Source organism: Vicinamibacterales bacterium (assembly GCA_035699745.1).
Classification (GTDB): Bacteria; Acidobacteriota; Vicinamibacteria; order Vicinamibacterales; family 2-12-FULL-66-21; genus JAICSD01.
The window spans coordinates 23,138-49,986 of record DASSPH010000038.1 but is presented as its reverse complement, the minus strand read 5'-3'; the positions used below and the strand labels follow the sequence as shown (position 1 = coordinate 49,986).

24 protein-coding genes are annotated in these 26,849 nt (G+C 68.6%); 14 read left to right on the top strand and 10 right to left on the bottom strand.

The window, feature by feature from the left end; genetic code table 11:
* The 3 genes from VFK57_07745 to VFK57_07735 all read left to right on the top strand — a co-directional run.
* On the top strand, nt 1-909 hold a 909-nt coding region (locus tag VFK57_07745; protein HET7695584.1), incomplete at its 5' end, for a Tm-1-like ATP-binding domain-containing protein.
* Nucleotides 910-911: 2 nt separating this feature from the next.
* Nucleotides 912-1,748: a phosphoenolpyruvate hydrolase family protein gene (locus VFK57_07740; GenBank protein ID HET7695583.1), complete on the top strand. Its 837-nt coding sequence runs from the start codon at nt 912-914 to the stop codon at nt 1,746-1,748.
* Nucleotides 1,745-2,179 (top strand): cupin domain-containing protein, encoded by a 435-nt coding sequence (locus VFK57_07735; protein ID HET7695582.1) that lies wholly within the window; start codon nt 1,745-1,747, stop codon nt 2,177-2,179. Before VFK57_07740 ends, VFK57_07735 begins: the two co-directional genes overlap by 4 nt.
* A 120-nt stretch (nt 2,180-2,299) precedes the next feature.
* Here VFK57_07735 and VFK57_07730 read toward each other — a convergent pair whose 3' ends face one another.
* The gene (locus VFK57_07730; protein HET7695581.1) at nt 2,300-2,848 is read right to left on the bottom strand and encodes a hypothetical protein; all 549 of its coding nucleotides are present in this window, start codon (nt 2,846-2,848) and stop codon (nt 2,300-2,302) included.
* A gap of 275 nt (nt 2,849-3,123) precedes the next feature.
* Between VFK57_07730 and VFK57_07725 the strand changes: the two genes are divergently transcribed.
* The gene (locus tag VFK57_07725; GenBank protein ID HET7695580.1) at nt 3,124-3,486 is read left to right on the top strand and encodes a hypothetical protein; all 363 of its coding nucleotides are present in this window, start codon (nt 3,124-3,126) and stop codon (nt 3,484-3,486) included.
* Between the two features lie 166 nt (nt 3,487-3,652).
* On the opposite strand, the gene VFK57_07720 is transcribed toward VFK57_07725, so the two are convergent.
* The 4 genes from VFK57_07720 to VFK57_07705 all read right to left on the bottom strand — a co-directional run bounded on the left by VFK57_07720 (nt 3,653) and on the right by VFK57_07705 (nt 6,343).
* The gene (locus VFK57_07720) at nt 3,653-4,078 is read right to left on the bottom strand and encodes a hypothetical protein (GenBank protein HET7695579.1); all 426 of its coding nucleotides are present in this window, start codon (nt 4,076-4,078) and stop codon (nt 3,653-3,655) included.
* Nucleotides 4,079-4,240: 162 nt separating this feature from the next.
* Nucleotides 4,241-5,419 (bottom strand): HNH endonuclease signature motif containing protein, encoded by a 1,179-nt coding sequence (locus VFK57_07715; protein ID HET7695578.1) that lies wholly within the window; start codon nt 5,417-5,419, stop codon nt 4,241-4,243.
* Nucleotides 5,420-5,660: 241 nt separating this feature from the next.
* Entirely contained in the window at nt 5,661-5,858 is a 198-nt protein-coding gene (locus VFK57_07710; GenBank protein HET7695577.1) for a hypothetical protein, read from the bottom strand.
* 50 nt (nt 5,859-5,908) lie between these two features.
* Entirely contained in the window at nt 5,909-6,343 is a 435-nt protein-coding gene (locus VFK57_07705) for a cupin domain-containing protein (GenBank protein ID HET7695576.1), read from the bottom strand.
* A 90-nt stretch (nt 6,344-6,433) separates the two neighbouring features.
* Here VFK57_07705 and VFK57_07700 point away from each other — a divergent pair, with 90 nt between their 5' ends.
* Complete coding sequence (locus VFK57_07700; GenBank protein HET7695575.1) at nt 6,434-7,402, top strand: Gfo/Idh/MocA family oxidoreductase; 969 nt, start codon at nt 6,434-6,436, stop codon at nt 7,400-7,402.
* Between the two features lie 2 nt (nt 7,403-7,404).
* Here the strand turns inward: VFK57_07700 and VFK57_07695 are convergent, their stop codons facing one another.
* Nucleotides 7,405-8,031: a DUF1080 domain-containing protein gene (locus VFK57_07695; protein ID HET7695574.1), complete on the bottom strand. Its 627-nt coding sequence runs from the start codon at nt 8,029-8,031 to the stop codon at nt 7,405-7,407.
* A gap of 87 nt (nt 8,032-8,118) precedes the next feature.
* Here VFK57_07695 and VFK57_07690 point away from each other — a divergent pair, with 87 nt between their 5' ends.
* Genes VFK57_07690 through VFK57_07680 form a run of 3 tightly spaced genes read left to right on the top strand, consistent with a single transcriptional unit; the run spans nt 8,119 to nt 11,370 of the window.
* Entirely contained in the window at nt 8,119-8,871 is a 753-nt protein-coding gene (locus VFK57_07690) for an SDR family NAD(P)-dependent oxidoreductase (GenBank protein ID HET7695573.1), read from the top strand.
* A gap of 35 nt (nt 8,872-8,906) precedes the next feature.
* Entirely contained in the window at nt 8,907-9,746 is an 840-nt protein-coding gene (locus VFK57_07685; GenBank protein HET7695572.1) for a fumarylacetoacetate hydrolase family protein, read from the top strand.
* A 31-nt stretch (nt 9,747-9,777) separates the two neighbouring features.
* Nucleotides 9,778-11,370 carry an aldehyde dehydrogenase (NADP(+)) gene (locus VFK57_07680; GenBank protein ID HET7695571.1) on the top strand — a complete coding sequence of 531 codons (1,593 nt, stop codon included), beginning with the start codon at nt 9,778-9,780 and terminating at the stop codon, nt 11,368-11,370.
* A gap of 14 nt (nt 11,371-11,384) precedes the next feature.
* Here the strand turns inward: VFK57_07680 and VFK57_07675 are convergent, their stop codons facing one another.
* Entirely contained in the window at nt 11,385-14,324 is a 2,940-nt protein-coding gene (locus VFK57_07675; protein ID HET7695570.1) for a hypothetical protein, read from the bottom strand.
* A gap of 63 nt (nt 14,325-14,387) precedes the next feature.
* Entirely contained in the window at nt 14,388-17,501 is a 3,114-nt protein-coding gene (locus VFK57_07670; protein ID HET7695569.1) for a TonB-dependent receptor, read from the bottom strand.
* Between the two features lie 29 nt (nt 17,502-17,530).
* Here VFK57_07670 and VFK57_07665 point away from each other — a divergent pair, with 29 nt between their 5' ends.
* The 6 genes from VFK57_07665 (at nt 17,531) to VFK57_07640 (ending at nt 25,104) form a co-directional block, all read left to right on the top strand.
* Nucleotides 17,531-20,245 (top strand): PVC-type heme-binding CxxCH protein, encoded by a 2,715-nt coding sequence (locus tag VFK57_07665; GenBank protein HET7695568.1) that lies wholly within the window; start codon nt 17,531-17,533, stop codon nt 20,243-20,245.
* A 66-nt stretch (nt 20,246-20,311) separates the two neighbouring features.
* On the top strand, nt 20,312-20,662 hold the full coding sequence (locus tag VFK57_07660) for a PadR family transcriptional regulator (protein HET7695567.1): 351 nt from the start codon (nt 20,312-20,314) through the stop codon (nt 20,660-20,662).
* 6 nt (nt 20,663-20,668) lie between these two features.
* A complete protein-coding gene (locus tag VFK57_07655) occupies nt 20,669-23,356 on the top strand; it encodes an ABC transporter permease (GenBank protein ID HET7695566.1) in 2,688 nt (895 codons plus the stop codon).
* Between the two features lie 137 nt (nt 23,357-23,493).
* Nucleotides 23,494-23,925 (top strand): hypothetical protein, encoded by a 432-nt coding sequence (locus VFK57_07650; GenBank protein HET7695565.1) that lies wholly within the window; start codon nt 23,494-23,496, stop codon nt 23,923-23,925.
* On the top strand, nt 23,922-24,668 hold the full coding sequence (locus VFK57_07645) for an endonuclease/exonuclease/phosphatase family protein (GenBank protein ID HET7695564.1): 747 nt from the start codon (nt 23,922-23,924) through the stop codon (nt 24,666-24,668). Before VFK57_07650 ends, VFK57_07645 begins: the two co-directional genes overlap by 4 nt.
* A gap of 19 nt (nt 24,669-24,687) precedes the next feature.
* Complete coding sequence (locus tag VFK57_07640) at nt 24,688-25,104, top strand: hypothetical protein (GenBank protein HET7695563.1); 417 nt, start codon at nt 24,688-24,690, stop codon at nt 25,102-25,104.
* Between the two features lie 91 nt (nt 25,105-25,195).
* On the opposite strand, the gene VFK57_07635 is transcribed toward VFK57_07640, so the two are convergent.
* Nucleotides 25,196-26,050 carry a TIM barrel protein gene (locus VFK57_07635; protein ID HET7695562.1) on the bottom strand — a complete coding sequence of 285 codons (855 nt, stop codon included), beginning with the start codon at nt 26,048-26,050 and terminating at the stop codon, nt 25,196-25,198.
* Nucleotides 26,051-26,061: 11 nt separating this feature from the next.
* Nucleotides 26,062-26,820, bottom strand: coding sequence for an SDR family oxidoreductase (locus tag VFK57_07630; GenBank protein ID HET7695561.1), 759 nt, complete (start codon nt 26,818-26,820; stop codon nt 26,062-26,064).
* Between the last annotated feature and the right edge of the window lie 29 nt (nt 26,821-26,849).

Sequence of the window (26,849 nt, the reverse complement as noted above, 5' to 3'; positions counted from 1 at the left end):
GGCGGATCGGCGGGCACCACCATCGCGACGGCCGCGATGCGCGCGCTGCCGCTCGGCGTGCCGAAGGTGATGATCAGCACGCTCGCCTCCGGCATGGTGCGGCAGTTCGTCGGCGACAAAGACATCTTCATGCTCAACTCGGTGGTGGACATCGCGGGCATCAACCGCGTGAGCCGCGAAGTGCTCTCGCAGGGAGCTCGCGCGATGGCGGGCCTCGTGAGGTATCCGCGACCCGAGCCGCACGCAGACGACAAACCGCTGGTGGCCGCGACGATGTTCGGCGTGACGACCGCGTGCGTCGAGCGCGCGCGACAGACGCTGGAGCGCGCCGGCTGTGAGGTCCTGGTCTTCCATGCGACCGGCAACGGCGGACAGGCGATGGAGTCGCTCGTCCGTGAAGGCGTCTTCGCTGGTGTACTCGACCTCACGACCACCGAACTCGCGGACGAGCACGTCGGCGGCTTTCTCAGCGCAGGTCCAGACCGTCTGACCGCGGCGGGCGCCGCCGGCATTCCCCAGGTCGTCTCCACGGGGGCGCTCGACATGGTGAACTTCTACGCCCCCGAGTCGGTCCCCGACAGGTTCAAACACCGTCTCTTCTACGAGCACAACGCGAATGTCACGCTGATGCGGACCACGCCGGAAGAGAATGCGCGCATCGGCGCCGGCATCGCGCAGAAGTTGTCAGCGGCGACGGGGCCCGTCGCCATCCTGCTCCCCGGGCGCGGGGTGTCGGCGATCGACAAAGAAGGACAGCCGTTCGACGACCCGCTCGCGCGCACGGCGCTCCACGATGCGATCCGCGCGGGGGCACACGGGATTGACGTGATCGACCTGGATCGTCATATCAACGATCCGGATTTCGCCGACGCCGCGGCGTCGAAGCTGCTGGAACTGCTGAAGAGGTGAGCGTGGACAATTCGCGTCAGGGCATTCTGAAACGGTTCCGCGAGCAGATTGCGCGCGGCGAGCCGATCATCGGCGGCGGCGCCGGGACAGGGCTGTCCGCCGTGAGCGAGGAGGCGGGCGGCATCGACCTGCTGATCGTCTACAACTCGGGCCGCTACCGGATGGCCGGCCGCGGCAGCTCCGCGGGTCTGCTCGCGTACGGGAACGCCAACCAGATCGTCAAGGAGATGGCCTACGAGGTGCTTCCTGTCGTCAAGAGGACTCCGGTGCTCGCCGGGGTCAACGGGACCGATCCGTTCATCATCCCCAGGCTCTTCCTCGAAGAGCTGCGCGCGCTGGGCTTTGCCGGCATTCAGAACTTCCCGACGGTCGGTCTGTTCGATGGCGACATGCGCCAGGCGTTCGAGGAAACCGGCATGAGCTACCAGCTCGAAGTCGACATCATCCGGCTCGCCCGCGAGATGGATCTGCTGACGACCCCCTACGTCTTCAATCCGTCGGAGGCCGAGCGCATGGCCGGCGCCGGAGCCGACCTCATCGTGGCCCACATGGGCGTCACCACCGGGGGATCGATCGGGGCGAAGAGCTCGAAGACGCTGGATGATTGCGTCACGCGGATCCAGCAGATCGCGGATGCCGCGCGCGGCGTCAATCCGGACGTCCTCGTCATCTGCCACGGCGGCCCGATCTCGGAACCGCCCGACGCGGAATACATCATCACGAAGTGCCGCGGCGTCGATGGCTTCTATGGTGCGAGCTCCGTCGAACGCCTGCCGGCCGAACGCGCCATCGCCGAGCAGATCCGCATGTTCAAGCGCATACGAAGGACTGGTCGATGAGCGCAAAGGACATGATCGAGAGCAGGGCGCTGCGCTTTGTCACATCGGCGAAGGCGCGCGTGGAATTGTCGCCGTGGGGCAAGCACTGGTGGTTGTCAGACCCCGATGTGACGGCGGCGGAACAGCTGACGCTCGTGCGCGTCAGGATGCGGCCCGGCGCCGGTCACGACTTCCACTACCATCCCGAGCGCGAAGAGATCATCTACGTGCTGGACGGCGTGGCCGAGCAGTGGGTGGATCGGGAGAAGCGGCGGCTCAAAGCGGGGGAGATCGCCTTCATCCCGAAAGGCGTGGTGCACGCGATTCACAACCGGTCGAAGAAGCCGATGACCTTCCTGGCCATTCTCTCGCCCGCCCAGGCGAAGGGGCCCTTCCTCGTGGACTGCTATGACGACGAGCCGTGGCGCAGCCTGCGTGAGCGACGGCGCTAGGGACACATGCCGACGACGTCCGCGCCGCGCCATTGGCATCGGTCATCAGCGCGGATACGAACGCCGCCACGTCGGCTTGGGGTACGCGTGGCGTGAGCTTTCGCACCTCGCCTGAAAGCCTTACTTGCCAATCGGCCGCTCCGGGCAACGCCGCGTGTGCACCCCAATCGGATCCGGCCAGAGCCACACGGACAGGACCCGCTGCTGGTCAAGCGGGTTTCCAGTGGTCATCGAGAACGTCATCCTCAGCGCTGTCACGATCGCGGCGTGTCCCTCCTCTTCGGTGATCTTGATCTCGTAGGCACGTCGCAGCTCGGCGAGGGTGGACCCGACTCCGAGCCCTTCGCGAGTTCGGAATCGCGGGTCCTTCACATTTACGCCCCAAACCGCGAATTCCGCGCATGGCCACTCGCGGACGTCAACAAGCAGCGCCGCGATTTCTGGCCGGCTCGGCAGCCGTACCTCAAGCGCGGGCGTGAACCTGCCCTCCTTCCGTAGGTCAACCAGTCGGACGTTCCCTTCACCGAATTCCCGTCGAACGTCGTCGACGGGCATTCCGATTTCCACTCGTCCCGCGCGACCTGGCGCGAGCAGAAAATCTGTGGGTTGAGCAATGGAAGTATCTGACCAGAGAATGCCGCACGCGACGAGCAGCAGGGCCTTGCGCACTAACGCGCTCCCCGATAGCTGGCAGGCAGAGCGTATGAGTTGCAACATGGCGCCTCCTTGCCTGGACGTAAACGCGCTGCTGCTCTCGATCGCCGTCTCAAAAGTGTAGCTGACTCCGTGTGGCCGCCCCAGAGACAATATGAATCCGAAAGGCCCGAACCGGACGCGCTGAATGGCGTCTTGGGGACGTGCGGTGAGATCGAACGATACGCGAGGCGGCCAGCCTGAGTCTGCTACGATGCGCTGCGTCGGGCCAGCGCCCGCACCTCACCCCGATGCTGATTCAGGCCATCGCCTTCGTGATCGGCGGCATTCTCTCGGCCGGACTGCTCAGCGCGGTATTCCTCGCGCTGCAAGGAATGGCTTACGGCGGCGACGTTCGGTTCTCTTGGCGCACTATGCTTGTGCTCGCCGTGGTGGCGTTCCTCGGATCGGTTGCGGTCGTCATCCCTGAAAGCGGTTTCATTCCAGCGCGGCATCTTCGCCCCACCGCGATCGTGTTCGGGCTGGTGCTCGGAATGGCCATCTTCGGGGTCATGGAAGGCAGGGGAAGGCGGGAAAGAGAGAATCGGCAGCGAGAGATGCGCGAATGGCTCGACTCGTCAGAGGACGAGGAAGCGGAGGAATCATCGCGCTGATTCCCTGTAGACCGAAGGACCGATGGCCCGGGAATCAACCAAGCTGATCGTGTGGCGCATGGAGCCGAAGCGAGGCTAACGGTGGCAGTCAGCATCAAAGCCGGAGTGACAGGAAAGGTCTGTTCGGCGTGCCGCGCTTGGAAGCCGCAGGGGTTGAAGGGCTAGCTCACGGCCAGGTGTTCCTGATAGCCATGAACGCCGTTTCAAACGCGCCCGACGCCCACAACAGCGACAGTGTAGCCAGGAACAGCGTACGCCACAGGCGCGTCCGGTGCCGCCATACGAGTCCTGCCGCGACAGCGACCGAAGCGACTGCCAGGCAGTCGAGTACTCGCAGGTTGGCAGCTTCGTGCGGCGAGTAGCTTCCATTAGGTGGCCACACGTACCAACCCCACACCAGCATAGATAGCGGCCCTAAGACGAGCGCGGTTATCTCGCAGATCCAGCGAGTGGGCGAGAGGGCGGCTGCCTGGCGCGGGCGAATCTGCGCAAGTGTCCCAGCGGCGAGCACAATACCCAGTGCGGCCCACAGCCGCGGCCAATGGATGGTGTGGGAGACGATCTCGACCGACATGCGAATGAAATCCAGCATCGCGGTCCTGGGAGATTATCAGCCTCGCCACGAGTTCGATGTCGCAACGGGATTCGAACCCGTGATTACCCTGAAACGGCTCTGTCCTCGGCCTCTGCACGAATGGGACGTCGCCAGGCGCGCGGCGACCACCGACAGCACGCTGGATTGAGCAGCAAGCGCTCAACTGGGTCCGGACCCAGTTGAGTAGTCCAGGTACCCCACTGCCTTCTCTCGCAACACGAACGCGCCGAACTCCATCTCCGCTTCATACGCGTTGTGCGCCCGGCAGCGCAGCTGCAGGTTGTCGATCGTCGTCGGGCCGCCGAGCGCGAAGGGTTCGACGTGATGCAGCTCGAGGAACCCGCGGGCCGTGCAGCGGCCTTCAGTTCCGACGAACGCACACTGACCGCCGTCGCGGGCCCAGACGGCGCGCTTCACCGAAGCGGGGACGTGCCGCGAGTCCGGCGACGCCGTGCCGTCCGCGCGCGCGCGGTCGACGGCCCCAAGCTTCCGCCGCTCCAGATCGCGGAGCAGCAGAGTCAGCGCGCGGTCGAAGATGACCGCGGGATCGCCCGAGGGCACGCAGTGGCGCAACAGGTCCTGCACACGCCGCAGCTTGTCGTGCGTCTCCTGTCCGATGGTCAGCTGCACCTTGAAGCGCTGCGGCGCGAGTGGCGTCACGGGCGCCGGCGGGCGAGTGGGTACTCGCGGCGCTTCGCTTTGCCTTGGCCGCGGCGGAACGACGCACGCGAGTGGGCCGGCAGTCTGCTCCTCCAGGAGTGGCGACGACAATACCGCCGGCAGTGCCGGGGCAGGAGGTGCTGCGACAGCGGGTGGCGCCGCCGGAAGCTTGCGGACAATCGCGGGAGCATCGGGAAGCGGTCGCAGTGCCGCCACCTGGATCTCGATCTCGCGCTTGCTCTTGTGAACGGCGGCCCGGAGAACCCGGCCGTGATTCTCGGCCGTGAGGTGCCGTCCAAGCAGCGAGATCGTCGTCAGATTGATCGAACCGTCCCGCAGAAGGTCGAGCGCCAGGGGGAATCGCCGGGCCACGCGTGCCGCTTCGATCCGCGCGTAGCCCGCATAGTCGGTGAGACGCAGCGCTTTCGCGCAGTAGTCGTGCAGCGACGAATAGCCCATCCCGAGATGCAGCCGTCGTGCGTCGAGCTCCGCCAGGCATGCGATCAGCGCCGCGGTCGCCGTGCGTTCGTTTGCCGCCAGATGCCGCGCTTCGGCGATGAGGTCTGAATCTGAGAGGTCAGCGAACGATCTTTCGTGCGTCATGCACCTGTATACCATCGTCATTTCGGGTGGACGACGATCGCGCCACACGCGCCGACGAGGCGTGACCCACTTCAAACGCCGGACGCCGCGCGCTCGCTCATGGTGGCGGCGTTCAGCGCGTCCATCGGGCATTCCTGGCGGCATCTGCAGATGCGATCGCGACTGGTTCCTGGAAGCTGTCAAGAACTTTCGTGTTCCTGGAGAAGATCGTCGCGCAGTCGGCCCAGACCGAGTTCCGCTGACCCACGTTCGTGCCAGCGCGCGCGGCATGCCGGTGTGCCGAGCCACGCGTCCACGGAAACCGACGTGGCGATGGTCACGTTCCAGTTGTCCATCGAGAGATGCGAACAATTCGGATTCGATCATCGCCTGCCGACTGCTCGACCACCAGCACCCGAGCCGTGTCGGGCGCGACGACGGAGGAACGGAGCACCCAGCGGCCGGTGAAGTCGGGCGTCGTTCGAGAAACCGCTGCGACGAGCCCGAGAAGGATCACCGCAAGAGCGGACAGCATGTCAGCAGAGACCGCTGCCGCCAGGAAGGTTTCAAAGCGAAGCGCTTGCTCTACTCGTCGCCCCCGCGGCCGACGGGCGTCGTCAGCGTCGATCCCTTTTTCGCGAAGATCATCGCGAGCAGCTGGGCGGGCTCCGTCTGGCTGGGATTGCCGGACTCTTCGTGCACCGACCCCGGCGGCTCGAAGAACATCTCTCCTGCTTTGTAGATCTTCGCCGGCCCCTGGGCTGAAATCTTCGTCAGGATTTCTCCCTTCAGCACGTACGCGAGAACGAAGCCCGCGTGCCGATGCGCCGAACCCACGCGCCCCGGCGCGAAATCGACGTGGCTGATGGTCACCTCCCAACCGTCCATCGCAAGATTCGGGAGATCGAACTTGATCGGCGCGCGCGCCGGCGTGGCAGGCGTTTGCGCGTCGGCGTCACGGGTCGAGGCCATCAGCTCCGCGAACATGGCGAACGCGGCGAGAGCACTTCTGCGGGTCATGGTCATATGGGTAATCTCCACCGGAAATGACCCGCCTATCGTATGGCAGCTTCCACGCAACTGCGACCTTCTTCGGACTAGAATCCCGGCATGATCAGAGTGCTGCTGGCAGTCGTTCTCGCCTTGGCCGCGTCCCAGAGTGCGCGGGAATCCCCGCCCTGGGCCGCGAAGGAGCTGCGCGCCGGGATCATCGGCACCGACACGTCCCACGTGCCGCAGTTCGTCAGGATCCTTCACGCCCACCCCGAATGGAAGGTCAAGGTGGTCGCCGCGTTCAAAGGCGGCAGCCCGGACCTGCCGCTGAGTGCGACGCGTCTCGAGGGGTTTGCCAGAACCATCCAGGGGGACGGCGTCGAGATCGTGGACAGCATCGACACGCTGCTGTCGAAAGTGGATGTCGTTCTGCTGACGAGCGTCGACGGCCGTCCGCACCTCGCGCAGGCCACCCCGGTGTTCAAGGCCGGGAAGCGCGTCTTCATCGACAAGCCGCTCGCCGCGAGTCTCGACGACGTCCGCCGCATCGTCGCGTTGTCGCGGCAAACGCGCACGCCGTTCTTCAGCGCGTCGTCGGTTCGTTTTCACCGGGACATTCCCGGACTTCGCGATGCGGCGCGCGGATCGATGCGGACGGTCGAAGCGACGTACCTGCTGCAGCCGCTCGAATTTCACCCGGACCTGTTCTACTACGGGATCCACGGCGTCGAGGCGCTCTATGCGGTGATGGGGACGGGGTGTACCAGCCTGGCCAGGCGGAAGGAAGGGGAGATCGACGTCACGACGTGCACGTGGCGGGACGGACGCGTCGGCCGCTTCCGCGGCCTGCCGAAAGCGGATTCGATGCAGCCGCTGATCCGGATCACGGGCACGACCGGTACGGTCGAGACGAAAGGCACGGCCGACAACGAGGGCATCGTCGCCGCCATCGCCGAGTTCTTCCACACGGGCCGGCCCCCCGTGGACGTGGCGCAGACCGTGGAGGTCTTCGAGTTCATGACGGCGGCGCAGTTGAGCGCGGAGCGCGGCGGGGCCGAGGTCAAGCTCGCGGAGCTGCGAAAATAAGTCTACCGGGAGGACAGATCCAGCAGGGTGATGTCCTTGTACCACGCCTCGCTGGGCGGGCCGCCGTGGATCTGCAGGGCGATGACGCCGCTGGTTTCGATCGCCGGGTCTTCTTCGACGTAATCGACCGTCTGAACGCCGTTGATCCAAAGCTGAATCCGCCGGCCCTCGGCCCGGATCACGTAATCGTTCCAGTCGCCGGCCTTGACGACGCCCTTCATCTTCTCCTGGTCGGGACCCTTGAGTACCTTGTTCCGCCGTGATTCGTCGTAGAGCGCGCCCCACCAGCCGGTGCCCATGTCCGCCTGATACCCCGAGACCTCGTGATCGTTCGGGATGCGTCTGGTGCGGAACTGGATGCCGGCGTTGGCCCCGTCTCCTCCGAGCAGCTTCACCTTCAGCCGCAGCTCGAAGTCACCATACGTTTTCGTGGTGCAGAGGAATTCGTTTCGCGCAATCTTCCGCTCCAGCGAACCGCCGACGATCGCGCCATCCTGGACGCGGAAGATCGCCAGATCCCCCTCCCATCCGGCGAAGCTCTTCCCGTCGAAGATCGCGACGGGCGTTGACGGCGTCCGGCTCGGCGCGGGCGCCTGACCGGCGCCGGCCGTCAGAACGAGTGCGAGCATCAGCAGGAACACGGGTGCGGACCTCCCTCCATGCGCGAGGCACATACTGCCACAAACGCGGTAGACTGCGCCTCACCGTACCAGCATATGAACCAATACGACCTCAAGGAACAACGGGCGATCGTGACCGGCGGTGCGCAGGGATTCGGCCGCGCGATCGCGGAGCGCCTGCTCGACTCGGGCGCCCGGGTGTCGCTGTGGGACCGTGACGCCGAGACGCTGGCCGGCACCGCCCGCGAGCTCGATCGGCGGGGCGAGGTGCACACCGCGACGGTCGACGTCGCCAGCGAAGCGCAGGTCGACGCGGCGACGGGCGGCACCGTGGAACGGTTCGGCGGGATCGACATCCTCGTCGCCAACGCGGGGATTGCCGGGGCCACGGTGCCGATCTGGGAGCACCCCGTGGACGCGTGGCGCCAGGTCATCGAGGTGAATCTCACCGGCGTCTTTCTCTGCTGCCGCGCCGTCATTCCGCACATGCGGGCGCAGCGCTACGGCCGCATCGTCAACATCGCCTCGATTGCCGGCAAGGAAGGCAATCCGAACGCGTCGGGATACAGCGCGTCGAAGGCGGGGGTGATCGCCCTGACGAAATCGCTCGGCAAGGAGCTGGCCGGCGACGATATCGCGGTGAACTGCGTCACGCCGGCGGCGGCGAGGACGCGCATCCTCGAGCAGGTGCCGCAGTCGCACATCGATTTCATGCTCTCGAAGATCCCGCGCGGCCGTTTCGTGCTGGTCGAGGAGCTGGCTTCGATGGTGGCCTGGCTGGTCTCGAAGGAGAACTCGTTCACCACCGGCGCGGTGTTCGATCTGAGCGGCGGCCGCGCCACGTACTGAACGCCAGTGTCGCTTCGCCGCATCCAGGAGCAGCCGTGATACGCCTCTACGCCACGACATCCGGCTTGACGCTCGAACGCGACGGCGTCTTCGCCGGCGTTCCGGACGTCGCCGCCATCGACGGGATCTTCCGCGCCGGCGATCCGCACGGCGAGGCCGCGGCGCTGTTCGATCGCGGCTCGCGGACGCAGGCGCCGGACCGGTTGCGGCCGCCGCTGCTCTCGCAGGAAGTCTGGGCGGCCGGCGTCACGTATTACCGCAGCCGCACGGCGCGCATGGAAGAGTCGAAGGACGCCGGCGGCGGCAGCTTCTACGATCGGGTCTACGAAGCCGACCGGCCCGAGCTCTTCTTCAAGGCGACGCCGCACCGGGTCGTCGGGCCGGGCGAGCCGGTCCGGATCCGATCCGATTCACGCTGGAACGTGCCCGAACCGGAGCTGACGCTGGCCATCAACAGCCGCGGTACGATCTTCGGCTATACGATCGGCAACGACATGAGCTCGCGCGACATCGAAGGGGAGAACCCGCTGTACTTGCCGCAGGCGAAGGTCTACGCCGGCAGCGCGGCGCTCGGTCCCTGTCTGGTCATCGATCGCGCGCTCCCCGGGCCGGAGGCGACGATCGGCATCGCGATCGCGCGCGGCGGCGCGCCGGTGTTCAGCGGAGAGACGACGATCGGCCGGATCAAACGGCCGCTGCCGTCGCTTGCCGAGTGGTTGTTCCGCGACAACAGCTTTCCCGATGGCTGTTACCTCATGACCGGCACCGGCATCGTGCCCCCGGACGCGTTCACGCTGGCGGCGGGTGACGAGATCCGGATCACCCTCGAACCAGTGGGCACGCTGGTCAACACGGTGGCGCCGCCGGGCGCCTGATGCGCGAACGAGCGCAGCGAGTGATTCCCTCATGCACATTCACGGCACAAGCCTGATCGCCGGTAGTCCGGCGGCGACGGCAGGTTCGTCATTCAGGGCCTTCGATCCTGCGCTCGGGATCGAGATCGCACCCGACTTTTACGAGGCATCGGCGGCGGAAGTGGACGCCGCGATGCGCGCGGCGGCGGACGCGTTCGTCGACTACCGCGCCAGGCCCGCAGAAACGCGCGCCGCCTTCCTCGATGCGATCGCCGCGGAGATCGAATCGGCGGGCGACGCACTCGTCGCGCGGGCCACCGCGGAAACCGGATTGCCCGCGGCGCGCATCCAGTCGGAGCGCGCCAGGACCTGCGGCCAGTTGCGGCTCTTCGCCCAGGTCGTGCGGGAAGGCTCCTGGGTCGACGCCCGCATCGACACGGCGCTGCCGGATCGGCAGCCGCTTCCGCGGCCCGATCTGCGGAGGATGCTCCTGCCCCTGGGCCCCGTCGTCGTATTCGGCTCGAGCAACTTTCCGCTCGCCTTTTCCGCCGCCGGCGGCGACACCGCGTCGGCGCTGGCCGCCGGATGCCCCGTCGTCGTCAAGGCTCATCGCGCGCACCCCGGCACCGGGGAGATCGTGGGGCGCGCCATCGGCCGCGCGGCGCAGCGCTGCGCCCTGCCGGGCGGCGTGTTCTCGCTGATTCACGGCGGCGGCGCCACGGTCGGCGTCGCGATGGTCCGGCACGACGCCGCGGCCGCGGTGGGCTTCACCGGATCGCACGCGGCAGGCCGCGCGCTGTTCGATGCCGCGGCCTCGCGGCCGCGCCCGATTCCGGTGTTCGCGGAGATGAGCAGTCTGAACCCTCTCCTCGTTCTGCCCGCCGCGCTGCGCGCGCGCGGCGCCGCCATCGCCGAGGGGCTGCTCGCGTCGTTCACGCTCGGCGTAGGGCAGTTCTGCACCAAGCCCGGATTGGTCTTCGTTCCGCAGGGCGCTGACGCGGATCAGTTCATGACGGCGCTCGGCGCCGCGGTCGCCGCCGCGCCGTGCGGGACGATGCTGACGCCCGGCATCCGGGATGCGTTCGTCGAGCATCGCGATCGCGTGGCGCACGCCGCAGGCGTCACCGTCGCCGCGGTGTCATCCGCCGTGGCGGCGGCCGACAAGACGCAGGCGGCGCCCAGCGTCGGCGTCACGACCGGCGCACGGTTCCTGGCGTCGCCGGAACTCGCCATCGAGGCCTTTGGACCATTCACGCTGGTCATTCAATGCGCCGACGCGGCCGAGATCGCTCGCTGCGTCAGGTCGCTCGAGGGGCAGCTCACGGCAACCGTCCATGCAGACGCCGGGGACCTGGAGGCGTTCGGCGGGCTGCTCGCGGACCTCGAGCAGAAGGCCGGCCGGATCGTCTTCAATGGATTTCCCACAGGCGTCGAAGTCGCGCCGGCGATGAATCACGGCGGGCCGTATCCGGCGACCACCGACGCGCGGTTCACCTCGGTCGGCACCGCCGCGATGCTGCGGTTCGCGCGGCCGGTGTGTTACCAGAACGTCCCGGACGATCGGCTGCCGCCGGCGCTCCAGAATCGCAATCCGCTGGGCATCCGCCGCATGGTCAACGGCGCCTACACAGCAGAAGCGATCTAGCAGGAATCCGGCGGCTACTTCGTGCCGCCCGGTCCGGGCGCCGCGAACACGCGCAGGTTCCGGATCGACCATGGCGGCGCGTCCGGGATGTTGTCGATCTGCATGATGCGCACGAACCTGGCCGGCGCGGCAGGGAACGCGATCGTCGTGCGCAGGCCTCCGCCTCCCTCGCCCGTGGCGACCGGTTTGCCCCACGTCCTGCCGTCCATCGACAGCTGCACCGAGTAGCCGCGCGGGTAGCCGTAGACGGGGGGCGGCGGCGGTGTTCCCGGCGGCGCCTGCGCCCGTCCGCCGCCACGACCGGCCGGCGGTCCGGGAGATTCGAACTGCAGCTCGGTCACGTTCGCCGTCTGCGGCAGCTCGATGCGGAACCACATGCCGGGCTTCTGCGGCACCCCGGTGCTCCATCCGCGCAGGGACGCCGCGGCGGCGCTGCTTTCGTTGCCGTGGCTGGCCGACAGTTTGAGCTGCAGGGGGTCGAGCGGACGCGGCAATGTCGCGTCCAGCTCGGCGAGCGTCCACGGCGTCCTGCGGCCTGCGATCTCGGCGCGGACGCGCGCGACGTCGGCCGGCGTCACCAGGTCGCCGCTGTTGCCGAAGCTGGTGCGGACGAACGACGCGATTCCCGCGACCCACTCGTCGCTGTTGTCCAGCGGCACCATCAGATCGGGATAGACCTTTCCATCGATCGGGCCGGTCAACCCTTTCAAGAGCACTTTGACGATGTAGTCGCGATGTCCCTGGACGCGTGCGGAGCCGGCGAGCGGGGGAGCCATCATCGTCCCCGGCGCCGCACCCGCCAGCGGCGCGCCGAGCGCGTCGTCGCCATGGCACGCGAAGCAGACCGCGCCGTAGACCTCGCTGCCGTGCTGCAGGCGCTTCTGCTCCGCGGGTGTCAGCGCCCCTCCGCGCCGTCCACTGCCGAAGGTGACCGGCGGGGTCAGCAACCGGCTGCCGATGAGCGCCAGGCCTTTGGCCGGGTTCGCGGCCTGTGCGCCCTTGACGAGATCGGGAAGGTCCTTGAGCTTGAACAGACTGGCCGACAGCAGCGCCTGGATCGCGACGTTCGTCTCCGGATCCGTCGACAGGCGGCGGTAATCGTCCGCGAACGATTTGTCGCCGTTCTTGTACAGCGTCTCGCTCGCGCGCATCGCCTGAATGCGCATCCGTGGACTCTGGTCTCCCATCATCTCGCGCACCAGCGCCGCGTCGAGCGCGCCGAGCCCTTCGAGCGTCCAGATCGCGTGGACCCGGGCGAGCAGGTTGTCGCTCGCCGACGCGGCCCCGGGCGGCGAGGGTGGGTTCGACGACCGCGCCAGCTGCTGCAGCGCGGGCACGACCGACCTGTCCTGCTGCAGGATCAGCAGCCGCTGCGCCATGTCGCGCCACCAGCCGTTGGGATGCGACAGGTGCGCGACCAGCTGCGCCGGGGTCTCGCTGTACATCCGCGGCGGCGCGAAGTTCGGGGTAATCGCCGGAATGGCGGGCTGCCCCAGGTTGGTGCTCGTCGTGGGCACCGCGGGACGGCCATCGTAGCGGAGGCGCCAGATCCGTCCGTACGACGCGACCTTGTCCAGCTGATACTGCTCGATCTTCGCGCGCAGGTATTCCCCGGGGCCGGACCACTCGCGCTCCTGGATGATGCCGCGGTACATGTCGGCGATATAGAGCGTGCCGTCCGGCGCGTTGCTGATGTTCACCGGCCGGAACAACTGATCCTCCGAGTTGAGGAACTCCGACTGCGGATACACGTTCCGCAGTTGCGTCAGCCCCTCGATGTCGTCGACCGCGGCGCGGCGGATCAGCCGTCCGACCGGCTCGGCGAAGAGGAGGTGCCCCTTGAGATCCGCCGGCAGCGCGTCGCCGCGGAAGATCGCCGGCCCGGTCGTGGCGGTGAAGTGATTGAGATTCTGCGCCGGCATGCGCGTGCGGAAGAGGCCCCCCTGCATGTCGCCGATGCCCGGCGCGGGCCAGACCACCGCGAAGTCTTTTTCGAACCCGCTCTCCATCCCCGGCGGACAGTTCGGGTTCGGCGCCGGCGCGGCGCCGGCCCGGCCGCCGCGGCCGGCGCCGCGGCCGCCCGCCGGCGGGCAGGGCGTGAACGACCCGTAGTGGATCGGGTACTGGAAGTTCATCGGCCCGCGCTCGCCGCCCGCATCCACGAACCACGGTTTTCCATCGTCGTCACTCGCGAGTCCCCACTGGCCGCCGTTCGCGCCCGTCGGCTCGCGCAGGAACCCGTTCGGCGTCCAGCGGATGCGGAACGGGTTGTAGGTGGTGTAGATCCAGTTGTCCATGTTCCAGAGCAGGCCCGCCTTCTGGTGCTCGATGTTCGAGTCGCCGCTCTGGCCGATGCCGGTGAAGACGACTTCGCGCTTGTCGGCCACGCCGTCGCCATTCGTGTCGGTCCACTTGACGATGTCGTCGGAGTCGGTTTCGCTGGTGAGGATGACGCCGTCCTGGAGCGGCAGGATCATGCGGGGAGCGACGACGTTGTCGACGAACACGGTGTGCTTGTCGAATCTGCCGTCCCCCCTGGTGCTCTCCCAGCGGCTGATGCGGCTGATCGGCTCGTGCTGTCGCGAGGCTTCGGCGTCCATCATGTAGCTGATCAGCTCGCTGACGTACATGCGGCCGTTGCCATCGAATTCGATCACCGCGGGACTGATGACGTCCGGATCTGACGCGACCAGCTCCATCCGATAGCCGACCGGGAGCATGAAGCCGCGCGCCTGTTCCTCGGGGCGCCGGGGCAGGTACGGCGGCTTGGGGGAGAAGTCGCTCGTCTCGTTGACCATCTGGCGTCCCGGCCCGCGTCCCCGACCGGCGCCCGCCGGAGGCGGCGGTTGCTGGGCGGCGGGGACGTCCTGCGCGTCACGAGCGGCGGCCGTCGAGAACGCCCCGAGATAGAGGCTCAGGGCAGCGGCGACGGCGATCCAGACAGCTCTCGGCATCTCACCTCCGGGAAGCGTGAACGCGCGAATCCTGACCAACGGCGGCCGCCGCCGCAAGCCGGATCAGAACGTGAAGCGGGCGGCGAGCTGCACCTGCCGCGGCGCGTACGCGGCGAGCGACCGGCCGAACGTGACGCGGTCGACGAAGCTGTCGGGCAGCTGCAGGTTGCGGCGGTTGAGCGCATTGAACAGCTCGACGCGGAGCGTGAGCTGCCGCCGCCGCGGAAGTTGAATGCGCCGGCTGATCATCGCGTCGAGCGTCGCGTACCCCGGGCCGACGAGACTGTTCCGCCCGGCATTGCCGAACGTGTACTGCGGCGCGATGACGAAGGTGCGGCCGCCGTAGGTGCGGGCGCCCGGCGGCGGCAGCGCCGTGCTCGACGCGGGCACCACGTTGGGCCGGTCGTACGCGAAGGTGCCGCCGCCGACATTGCCCGTGTTGCTGTTGTCGAAGCTGACGCGGGGCGTGAACGGCCGTCCCGACTGCGCGGTGAAGACGGCGCTCGCCTGCCAGTTGCGCAGCACGGCCGGCAGGCCGGCGTCCGGCGTCGCCAGGCTGGCGGTGAACACGAAGCGTTGACGGACGTCGAAGTCCGACGGCCCCCATTCGGCGGCCAGGTCGCGGCTGTTCTGAGGCGTGTTGTCATCGCCGTCGGTGGCCAGGAACGCCGACGTGTCGTCCATCGACTTCGACAGGGTGTAGGCGCCGCGCAGCATCGCGGCGCGGCCGCGCCGGGTCACCGTCAACTGCAGCGCGTGATAGCTGGACGACGCGGTCGATTCGACCAGCAGCACGTCGCCGAGCGTCGCGATCGGCCGCCGCGAGTCGATCGTCCCCGGGCCCGGCGCCGCCTGGTTCAGATTCCGCTTCCGCGTCAGGTCGTAGCCGTACGAGGTGACGTACCGGGCGGCGAACGACGTGCCTTTCACCACGCCGTCGAGGCCGGCCGACGCTTCCTGTGCGTACGGCGTGCGAATCTGCGGATCGATCGTGTTGATCGCCGGACGCGGCGAGATCGCGCGGCCGGCGGGGAAGGGATTGGCCAGCGTGACCGGTGCCGGGTTCGGCACCCACAACGACAGCGTCCAGTACGGCGGGTTGAAGTACAGCGCGGAGTTCTCGATCAGCGTGGCGGCGTCGTAGAACATGCCGTAGCCGCCGCGCGCCACCCAGTTGCCGCTTCCCGTCAGATCCCAGCTCACGCCGAGCCGCGGCGCGACGTTGTCGCGATCGGCGCGCAGCCCGGATCGCGAGATGCCGTCCTCGCCGACCTGCCGGAGCTGCAGCGAGGAGAGATCCAGGATCCGCATTCGATCGTCCGTGTCGTACGCCGGGGCGTTGAACTCGTAGCGCACGCCGGCGTTGACCGTCAGCCGGCGGCCGGCACGCCAGTCGTCCTGGAGGAAGCCGTAGGCGGACCAGGTGCGCAGCGCCTGGCGGTTGTCGTTGACGCCGAGGAGCGTGACGGTGGGGAATCCGAGCAGGAGATCGCCCAACGGCGATCCGCTGAAGGCGCCGGTGAAGGTCGCCTGGCCGCGCGCGAAGAGATGGTTGTACCCGTCCGATCGGTAGCGGCGGATCTCGCCGCCGGTCTTGATGTGATGCCGCCCGCGATCGAGCGTGAGCGTGTCGCTGATGTGAAGCGTGCGCGTGCGGCGGACGACCGGCAGGTTGGGGTCGTCGCCGAGCGTCTCGAACCCGGGGACGACGAGTGTCGGGTAGCCGAGATCCGATCCGCTGATCGCCGGTCCGGTGATCCCGAGCGCCGCGAACCGGTCGCTGCCGGCGCTTTGCGGCAGGTTCTCGCGGCGCAGCGCGTTGACGCCGACGCGCAGTTCGTTGAAGAGCCGCGCGGTGAACGCCTTGGTCAGTCCCCCCGCGGCGTTGTGCCCCTGATCGAGCACCGAGATGCCGAACCCGGGGAGATTGCGCGCCCGGACCGGGAACGGCTGATCCCGATCGTCACGGCTGAAGCTGTAGCGCAGCATCAGCGGGCTGCCCTGCCACACGCTGTGATCCGTCTTGATCGTGAACTGCGCGGCGGCGCGGTTGGCCAGCGGCGACGCCGCGAAGTTGGTCTGCGCGCCGGGGACGTTGGGCAGCGGATAGAGATTCGCCGCGGCCTGGCCCGCGGCGCTGAGCCGCGGCGTCGGAATGACGTTGCCGGTGAACGGCTGTCCGGTGAACGGATCGCGGACGGAGATCCCGGAGGCGCTGAAGTCGCCGGCCCGCTCGGCCGCGGTGGGCACGTGCGCCAGCCGCGTGTCCGCCTCGCGGCCGTTGATCGCTTCCGCGCTGACGAAGTAGAACGACAGCGGCAGCCACAGCGGCCCGCCGATCGTCCCGCCGAACTGATGGCGCTGCCGCTCGGGCTTCGGCAGGTCCGCAGGCGCCAGCGCGGGCCGCGCATCCAGGGCCGAGTCGCGGAAGAACTCGTACAGCGTGCCGTGCACGGCGCGCGTCCCCGACTTCAGCACCATGTTCAACTGCGCGCCGGCGCTGCGGCCGTGCTCCGCGTCGTAGGTGTTCTGCAGCAGCGAGAACTCCTGCACCGCGTCGAGGCTGGGATTGATTACCAGGCGGTTGAGGAACTGGTCGTTGTTGTCGAGGCCGTCGAGCAGGTAGTTGTTCGAGGACTCGCGCGCCCCGGCGCTGTTCACGCCGGTGTTCCCCTGCGTCGACAGGCGCGACCCGGGGGCCGGCGGCGCCACCCCGGCCGCCTGGCCGGCGAATTCCAGGACTTCGCGCTCGGGCACGGGCAGCGCCTGCAGCGTCGCCGCGTCGAAGATGGCGCCGACGGCGCTGTTGCCAATCGTCAGCGTCGAGGCATCCGCCTCGACCACCACCTCTTCCGTATACGCCCCGGCCTTGAAGACCAGCGCGATCCGCGCGTCGGCACTGGCGTCCAGCCGGACGTTGCGCACCACCTCGGTCTTGAATCCGCCGCGGACCGCCGACAGCGTATAGGTGCCGGCCGGCAGCCGCACCAGCCAGGCGGTCCCTTCGTTCGCCGTCGTCGCGGCGCGCTGCAGCCCGGTTTCCTCGCTCGTCACCGTGACCACCACGCCGGGCAGCGGGGCGCCATTCTGATCCCGGGCGTCGACCAGGAGCGTCGCGGCCGCGGTCTGCGGGGACGCGGGGAGGGCCAAAAACAAGAGCACCGCCATGACCAACATCGGTTTATCCTCTCACCCTTGGAGAGTCCATGCGCCGATTGAGCGTTTTTCTCGTCAGCATCGTGTCCTTTGCCGCACTCCTGCAGGCCCAGACGCCCGCACAGACCCAGGCGCCGCAGCCCGCGTTCAACATTCCCCCGAGCATTCCGCTCGAGCTCTTCCAGGTCGCCGACGGACTCGAAATCACCCTGTGGGCGGCCACGCCGATGCTCCGCAACCCGACCAACATCGACATCGATCGGGACGGCCGCATCTGGGTCGCCGAGGGCGTCCGCTACCGCAGACACCACGCCCGCCAGCCCGAAGGCGATCGCATTATGGTGCTACAGGACACCGATGGCGATGGTAAAGCGGATTCGTCGCACACCTTCGTCCAGGAGACCGCCCTGGTCGCGCCGCTCGGCGTCTCCGTCATCGACAACAAGATCGTCGTCGCGCAGCCGCCCGACCTGATCGTCTACACCGACGTCGATCGTAACCTGCGTTTCGACCCGGCGGTGGACAAGCGGGACGTGCTGCTCACCGGCTTCCACGGCGTCAACCACGATCATTCGCTGCACTCGGTGACGGTCGGGCCCGACGGCAAGTGGGTCTTCAACCAGGGCAACACCGGCGCGATGTTTACCGATCGCTCCGGGAAGACCTTCCGCAGCTTCGGCGCGTACCGGGACGGCCCGGTCGGCCCCTTCAAGGACCCGCACAACAAGGCGGAGCACGCCGGCAAGCCGAGCGATGACGGGCACACGTATGTCGGCGGATTCACGGTGCGGATGAATCCGGACGGAACCGGCGCCGAGATCATCGGCTACAACTATCGCAACAGCTACGAACAGTCGGTGACGTCGCTGGGCGACGTCTTCCAGAACGACAACGATGATCCTCCCGCGTGCCGCGTCTCGTGGGTGATGGAGTACGCCAACTTCGGCTTCTCGTCACTCGACGGGCAGCGCTCGTGGCAGGCGGATCGCCGTCCCGGGCAGACGGTGCCGATCGCGGAGTGGCGGCAGGATGACCCCGGCGTCGCGCCGGCCGGGGACGTCTATGGCGGCGGATCGCCGACCGGCAACGTGTTCTACGAGAACGGCGCGCTCGGCGCGGCGTGGGAGGGGACTTTCTTCGCCGCCGAACCGGGACGCAACGAGATCTTCGCCTACCGCCCGTCGCGCAGCGGCGCCGGCTTCAACCTCGGCGAGCGGCGGATTCTGGCGACGTCGAACGCGGAGCGGAAGTACGCCGGGTCGGACTTCATCGGCGGCAACTCGACGGCGAAGGGGGCGGCGGAGACGCTGTTCCGGCCGTCGGACGTCGCGATCGGTCCCGATGGGGCGTTGTACATCAGCGACTGGATCGATCCGCGGGTCGGGGGGCACACGGATCTCGACGACACGACCGCCGGCGCGATCTACCGGATCGCGCCGAAGGGCTTCGTGTCGAAGCCCCCGGCCTTCGACGCCTCGACGATCGACGGCCTCATCACCGCGCTCCGTTCACCCGCGGTGAACGTGCGGGCGATCGGATTCGAAGGGCTCAAGGCCCGCGGGGCCGCGGCCGTCGACGCCGTCGCCGCGCTGCTCACCGATCCCAACCCCTACGTCAGGGGCCGCGGTCTGTATCTGCTGTACCAGCTCGGCCCGGAGGGGCGGCGGCGAGCCGGAACCCCGGAATCGCAGACCGATCCGGCGATGAAGATCGCCGCGTATCGCGCGATGCGGCGCACCGGCCTCGACGTGCTGCCCGTGGCCGCGCGGCTCGCGCGCGATCCGGATCCCGGCGTCAGGCGCGAGGTGGCGCTCTCGCTGCGCGATCAGCCGGCGGCCGCGTCGCTCGACATCCTCGTCGATCTGGCGCGCGGGTTCGACGGCACGGATCGCAGCTACCTCGAAGCCTGGGGCACGGGGGCGACGGGCAAGGAGGCGGCCGTGTACGAACGGCTGCGCCGCGACCTGCGGGTCCCGCCGGATCCGCTCGCGTGGTCGCCGTCGTTCGCGTGGCTGGCGTGGCGGCTGCACGTGCCGGCGGCGGTCGACGACTTCGCGGCGCGCGCCCGCGCCGCCAAGCTGCCGCTCGAGGATCGGCGGCGCGCGATGGACGCGCTGGCCTTCATCGACGTGCCGGCGGCGTCGGACGCGATGCTGAAGCTGGCCGGACCCGCCGGTCCGCTGCGCGACCTGGCGATCTGGTGGCTGTTGAACCGGGTCTCCAACAGCTGGCAGAGCCACAACCTCCAGGCGGCGTTGAAGGTGACCAAGATCTACGATCCGGAGGCGATCAAGCTCGAAGAGGTCGCGGCGCCGCCGCCGGCGTCCGTGCCCGACCCGGCGATCGCGGAGGTCCTGCAGTTGCGCGGCGATGCGGCGCGCGGCAAGCAGCTGACGGCGGCCTGCGTGATGTGCCACGCGATCGGCGGTATCGGGCCCGACGTCGGGCCGTCGCTCGATGGCTGGGGACGGGGCAAGTCGGCGGAGGTCATCGCCCGCGCCATCGTGCAGCCGAGCGCGGAGATCGCGCAGGGCTACGACGGCACGGAGCTCCGCACCACGGACGGGCTCGTCATCCAGGGGCTGCTGATCAAGCAGGGAGACCCGCTGATGATGCGGAGCCGCGGCGGCTTCACCCAGATCATTCCGGCGAACCGGGTCGCCAACCGCCGGCGGATGACGGAATCGCTGATGCTGAGCGCGGCGCAGCTCGGGCTCAAGGCGCAGGACGTCGCCGATCTCATCGCCTTCCTGACCGTGCGCTGAGGCCGCCGGCGGCGATCCGCCGCCGGCTTTACTTGCGCTCTCAGGTAGATTATCTTGTGGAGCACGATGCCGAAACGGGGAAGCGCGCCGCTGCACGGCGAGATGCTGATGGGGACCCTCGACGTGCTGGTGCTCAAGACGCTGGCGATCGGGCCGGCGCACGGCCACACCATCGCCCACGCGATCGAGCGCCGATCGGAAGATGTTCTTCAGGTCGAGCACGGTTCGCTGTATCCCGCGCTGCACCGCCTCGAGGATCGCGGCTGGATCGCCTCGTTCTGGGGCACCTCCGAGAACAACCGCCGCGCCCGCTACTACCGGCTCACGCCGAAAGGGCGCCGGCAGCTCGAGGCGCAGACCAATCGCTGGGACGAAATCGTGCGCGCCGTCAATCGCATCCTGCGCCCCGCCGAGTGATGCGCCATGCGGCTCCTCCGCTTCCTCCGCCGCGGCTATTGGGACGCTGAACGGGCCCGCGAGCTCGACTCCTACCTCGCCGAGGCGATCGACGACAACCTGGCGCGCGGCATGTCGCTCGACGAGGCGCGCGCCGCGGCGCGCCGCAAACTCGGCAATCCCACCCTCATCCGCGAAGAGATCTACACCATGAACTCACTCGGCTGGCTCGAAACCCTCTGGCAGGACCTCCGCTACGGCGCGCGGCTGCTGCGCGGCAATCCCACCTTCGCGATCGTCGCCGTCCTGACGCTGGCGCTCGGCACCGGCGCCAACACCGCCATCTTCCAGCTCGTCGACGCCATCCGCCTGCGATCGCTGCCGATCGATCGTCCGCAAGAGCTCGCCGAGGTCCGCATCGTGAATACGCGAAACGGCCGCACCGGGTCGTTCATGGGCCGCTACCCGATGTTGTCGTATCCGCTGTACCAGCAGATCCGCCGCGAGCAGCAGGTCTTCGCCGACATGGCGGCATGGGGGACGACGACCTTCGACCTCGCGCCGGGCGGGGAGCAGCGCTCGGCCCAGGCGATCTGGGTCAGCGGGAACTTCTTCCCGCTGCTCGGCGTGCGCCCGGCGGTGGGCCGGCTCGTCGGACCGGCGGACGACGTGAAGGGCTGCACCGGCATCGCGGTCCTCGGCCATGCGTTCTGGCAGCGCGAGTACGGCGGCGACCCCGCGATTGCCGGCCGCACGATCCTCCTCGAAGGGCGCCGCTTCGAGATCGCCGGCGTCGCCCCGGCCGCGTTCACCGGCGTGGACGTCGGCCGCACCTTCGATGTCGCGGTGCCGATCTGCGTCGAGCCGCTGTTCCGCGGCGAGCGATCCGGGTACGAGCGCTCCGACGTCTGGTTCCTCGCCGGCCTGGCGCGGCTGAAGCCGGGCATCACCGTCGAGCAGGCGAGCGCGCACCTCGCCGGCCTGTCGAAGGGGATCCTCGCCGCGACGGTCTCGCCGCGGTACACCGCGCAGGACGCGAAGGACTATCGGGAGATGGCGATTGGCGCGCTCGGCGCCGGCTCGGGTCTCAGCGCGCTGCGGCGGACGTACGGCAGTTCGCTGAACCTCCTGCTCGGCGTCACCGCGGTCGTGCTGCTGATTGCCTGCGCCAATCTCGCCAATCTGCTGCTCGCCCGGGCGACGGCGCGCGAACGCGAGGTCGCGATCCGGCTCGCGATCGGCGCGTCCCGGGCGCGGATCGTGCGGCAGATGCTCTCCGAGAGCCTCCTGATCGCCGCGATCGGCGCCGGCGCCGGGGTGCTCGTCGCGCGCTGGTTCAGCGCCTCGCTGGTCGCGTTCCTGAGCTCCAGCGACAACCCGCTGTTCATCGATCTCTCGCTCGACTGGCGGGTGTTTGCGTTCACCGCGGCGGTGGCGGTGTTCGCCTGCGTGCTGTTCGGGCTCGCGCCGGCGCTGCGCGCGACGCGCACGTCGCCCGGCGCCTCGATGAAGGCCGGCAGCCGCGGCAGTACCGACACCCGCGAACGGTTCGGCGTGCGCCGCGGCCTGGTGGTGCTGCAGGTCGCGCTCTCGCTGGTGCTGGTGTTCGGCGCGCTGCTGTTGGCGCGCAGCCTGCGCAACCTGACGACCATGGACCCCGGCTTCCGGCAGGACGGCGTGATCGCCACCGGGCTCGACCTGCGCAAGGCGGCGCTGCCGGAGGAGGCGCGGGCCGCGGCGGTCGCCGCCATCCTCGAACGGGTGCGCGCCATCCCCGGCGTGAGGGCCGCGGCGCAGGCCTACACCACGCCGGTCAGCGGCAACTTCTGGAACAACCGGGTGCTCGTCGGCAGCGCGGCGCAGAAGGCGGTCGTCAATTTCAACGCGGTCGGCGCGGGCTACTTCGACGCGCTCGGCATCCAGTTCGTGGCCGGGCGGGATTTCGACGCGCGCGACACCCCGCAGTCGCCCAGGACGGCGATCGTCACCGAGTCCTTCGTGCGCGCGTTCTTCAGCGGCCGCAACCCGATCGGGCAGTCCTTCCAGATCGAGGCGGCGGCCGGCGAACCGCGCCCGTTCTACGAGATCGTCGGCGTCGTCCGCGACACCAAATACACCGACTTGCGCGAACCGTTCTCCCCGCTCGCGCACCTGGCGTCCACGCAGGAGGCGCCCGGACCGTTCCTGCAGATCGTGACCCGCATCGATACCTCCCCGTCGGCGTTCACCGCGGCGGCGACGCGTGCCATCGCCGAGGTGAATCCGGCGATCAGCCTCCAGCATCAGTCGGTGCGGACGCAGGTGTCGCAGTCACTGCTTCAGGAGCGGCTGATGGCGACGCTGTCCGGCTTCTTTGCCGGCCTCGCGGCGCTGATCGCGACGATCGGCCTCTACGGCGTGATGTCGTACACCGTCGCGCGGCGCCGGATCGAAATCGGCGTGCGCATGGCGCTCGGTGCCGACGCCGCGGCCGTCGTCCGCATGATCGTGCGCGAGGCCGGGGTGCTGCTCGCCGCCGGTCTCGCGATCGGCGCCGTCCTGGCCGTCTTCGCCGCGAAGAGCGCGTCGGCGCTGCTCTATGGGCTGAAGCCCGGCGATCCCGGTACCGTGGCGATGGCGATCGCGGCGCTGGCGTCGGTGACGCTGCTCGCGGGATGGATTCCCGCCCGCCGCGCTTCACGGCTGGCGCCGTCCACGGCCCTGCGGGAAGACTGATGTGATCAGCCGCTGGAGCCGCGGCTCATCCGTCCGTGCACCGGCTGGGCGGCAGGCGAATTGCTTTTTCAGCCGGTGTGAGCGAACAGACGGCGGCGGCAGACAAGGAACTCACGCAAGCCGAGAAACGTGACAACGTGATCCGGCTGGCATTCGATAACGACCCGGCGAAACTCGAGCAGTTCGTCCAGCTCATCAAAGACGTCGTGCCCGAGAATACCGGCGTGGTGCTGCGGGGAAGCGCGGTGACCGGGTATCGCTGGAAGGACAAGGCGCCGTTCGACGCGGACGGGCCGGGCACCAGCGATCTCGATCTCACCCTGGTGGGCAGCCGCATCCTCGACTGCTACAAGGTCACCGGCTTCTTCGTGCCCGGCGTGCACTCGCGTCCGTTGAGCGACGAGGATCCCGACATCGCCCCCGGCCTCGTACCGCTGCGCGAGCGGTTGATGGCGATGGTGCGCCGTCCGGTGAACATCCAGGGCACGCGCGACTTCGTCATGTATCTCCGCGGCGAGTTGATCGGGCAGCCGTATCTCACGCTGGTGGAGAAGTCCGACATCGAGTGACTTCGCTCCGCCTCCTCAGCTACAACATCCGCCGGGGGGGCGCCGGCCGCGAAGACGCGCTGCTGTCCGTCATCCGCCCGTGCGCGCCGGACATCGTCGTGCTGCAGGAGGCGACCGTGCCGGCCGTCATCGATCGGCTCGCGCGCGAATCGGGCCTCCAGTACTGGGCGGCGATGCCCGAGTTCTCGCTCGGCTTCATCAGCCGCCTGCCCATCGCGCACCACGAATGGCACCGGCCGCGGCTGTCCCGCCACGCGTTCCTCGAAATCGTTCCGCAGGGCATGGCGTTCCGTGTCTTCGGCCTGCATCTCAGCGCGGTCTTCGCGGCGTGGACGGAGCGGCGGCGCATGATCGAGCTGCGCGCGCTGCTGCGCAGCATCCGTCAGCACCAGGCAGGGTTCCACGCGCTGGTCGGCGACTTCAACACGGTCACCCCCGGCGAGCTGCTGGATTTCCGAGCGCTCCCGCAGAAGGTGCGCGCCACGGTGTGGCTGAGCGGCGGCCGGATCCGCTGGCGCACGATCCAGGTCGTGCGCGACGCCGGGTACGTCGACGCCTTCCGCGCCCTGCATCCGGCCGATCCCGGCCTCACCTTGCCGACCACGAAGCCGCAGGTGCGGCTGGACTACCTGTTCGTCCCGTCGGCGCACCTCTCCCGCGTCCACTCGTGCGAAGTGGTCCGGTCGCCGGCAGCTCAACAAGCCTCGGATCACTTTCCGCTGCTCTCCCAGATCCGGGTGTAAGCTGTCCGGCGGAGTTTTCGTGGCCCCCGTCACTCCCAACATCGTCCCTGACCTCGTCGAAGACGCCGGCGTCGGTCTCAAGACCCAGCTGGACGACGTCGAGTTCTGGGAACGGGTGTGGCGCATGCGCCCCGCCTCGGTCACGATCGCGCGCACGCACGCGTCCGACGTCGGCCTGCGCCAACTGGTGATCACGCTCGACGGCGAGCGGCTCGGCGATCTGCTGTTCGGCGAGTCGATTCAGCGGGACGTCGCGCCGGGTCCGCATCGGCTGCGCGTCAGCAACACGCTGGTCTGGAAGACGCTGGAGTTCGACGTCAAGCCCGGCGAGCAGGTGCGGTTCGAGGCGATCAACCGTCCCGGCAAGCTCACGTATCCGCTGCTCGTACTGTTCGGCGCGGCGCCGCTGTACCTGACCGTCCGCCGGGTCGGCTAGCCGCCGCGAAGACGGCGCACTATACTGCGCCGAAACGGCCGTTCAAGCCGACGCGGCTGGGATTTCGCGCGTGGTACGCCGCCGGGCCGCCTCAGACGTTCATCGCTTTCAGCGCGGCGACGCTCGCTTTCGTCAGCTCCATGTTCTGCTCGACGAAATAGTTCTTCACGCCGCCCGTCCGCGCCGCTTTGAACGTCTTCGCCCAGTCGATGCTGCCCTTGCCGACGGCGGTCTGCGGGCGCCCGCGTCCGCCTTCCGGAACCGGCGCGTTCATGTCGACGTCCTGAACGTGCATCGAGATGAAGCGTCCGGGATACTTCGTGAAGTACTCTTCGGCCACCAGCCCCTGGTTGATCGTCGACATCTGGAACTGGAACTTGACCAGCTTCGGATCGAGCAGGTCCATCAGGATGTCGTAGGTGCGGCGGCCGTCGACCATCGATACCTCGAACCCCTCGTTGTGCAGCACCTGCTGCATGCCGGCCTTCGCCGCCACCGCGGCGATGGCGTTGTATTCGTCAGCCGCGCGCTTCACGTCGTCCATCGCGGGCGTGCGGCCGCCGCCGAGGGTGGCGACGACCATCTGGGTCATGCCGATCTCGCGCGCCCAGTCGATGCTCTTCTGCTGGTTGTCGCGCAGCTCGCGGAGGCTGAAATGCGCGCTCTCGCACTTCATGCCGTGCTCGCCGAGCGTCCGTTTGACGGCGCGCGCGTCGGCAAGCGGCGCGAATTCCTTGTAGCCGATCGCCGAGCACAACTCGACTGCCTCGACCCCGATCTCTTTCAGCGTCTCGAGCAGGCCGGCGAAGTCTCCCGCGCCGATCGTCTGCCGGTGCGGGTAGGTCTGGCTGCCGATCGGCAAGCCGAGCGGGCTCGCCTCGATCCGTGCCGCCAGCGCCGTTGCCATCACACCGGCGACGAATTCGCGTCTCGTCAGTGCCGCCATCGCGTCTCCTCTCAGCCCCGGCCGATGAACGGCATCTTCGTCGCCATGACGGTCAGGAATTGCACGTTGGCGTCCAGCGGCAGGCTCGCCATGTAGAGAACCGCGTCGACGACGTGCGCGACGTCGATGCGCGGCTCGATGCTGACCTCGCCGTTCGCCTGCAGGATACCCGAGGCGAAGCGCGCGGTCATCTCGGTCGCCGCGTTGCCGATGTCGATCTGTCCGCAGGCGATGTCGTACTTGCGGCCGTCGAGTGACGTCGCCTTCGTCAGGCCGGTGATCGCGTGCTTGGTCGCGGTGTACGGCGCCGAGTTCGGCCGAGGCGCATGCGCCGAGAGCGACCCGTTGTTGATGATGCGTCCGCCCCTCGGGCGCTGATCCTTCATGGCGAGGAACGCCTGCTGGGTGCACAGGAAGGCGCCCGTCAGGTTCACGTCCACGACCGTCTTCCATTGATCGACGGTCAGCTCTTCGAGCGCGATCCCCGGCGCCGTGGTTCCGGCGTTGTTGAACAGGAGATCCACGCGCCCGAACGTCGCGCGCGTGGTCTCGAACAGGCGGCGCACCGATGCGGCGTCGGCGACGTCCGTCGGGACCGGCAGCGCCCGCGCCGGGTCCTCGCCCGACTGCTGAACCGCCTCCTCGAGCGCCGGCCGGCGCCGGCCGGCCAGGGCGACCGCATATCCGCGGCGGAGCAGGGCGATCGCGACCCCCTTCCCGATCCCGGACCCCGCACCCGTGACGACCGCGACTGCGAGTGGATTGGCCACGTGAGGAACGGTAACATGGGCCGCGGATT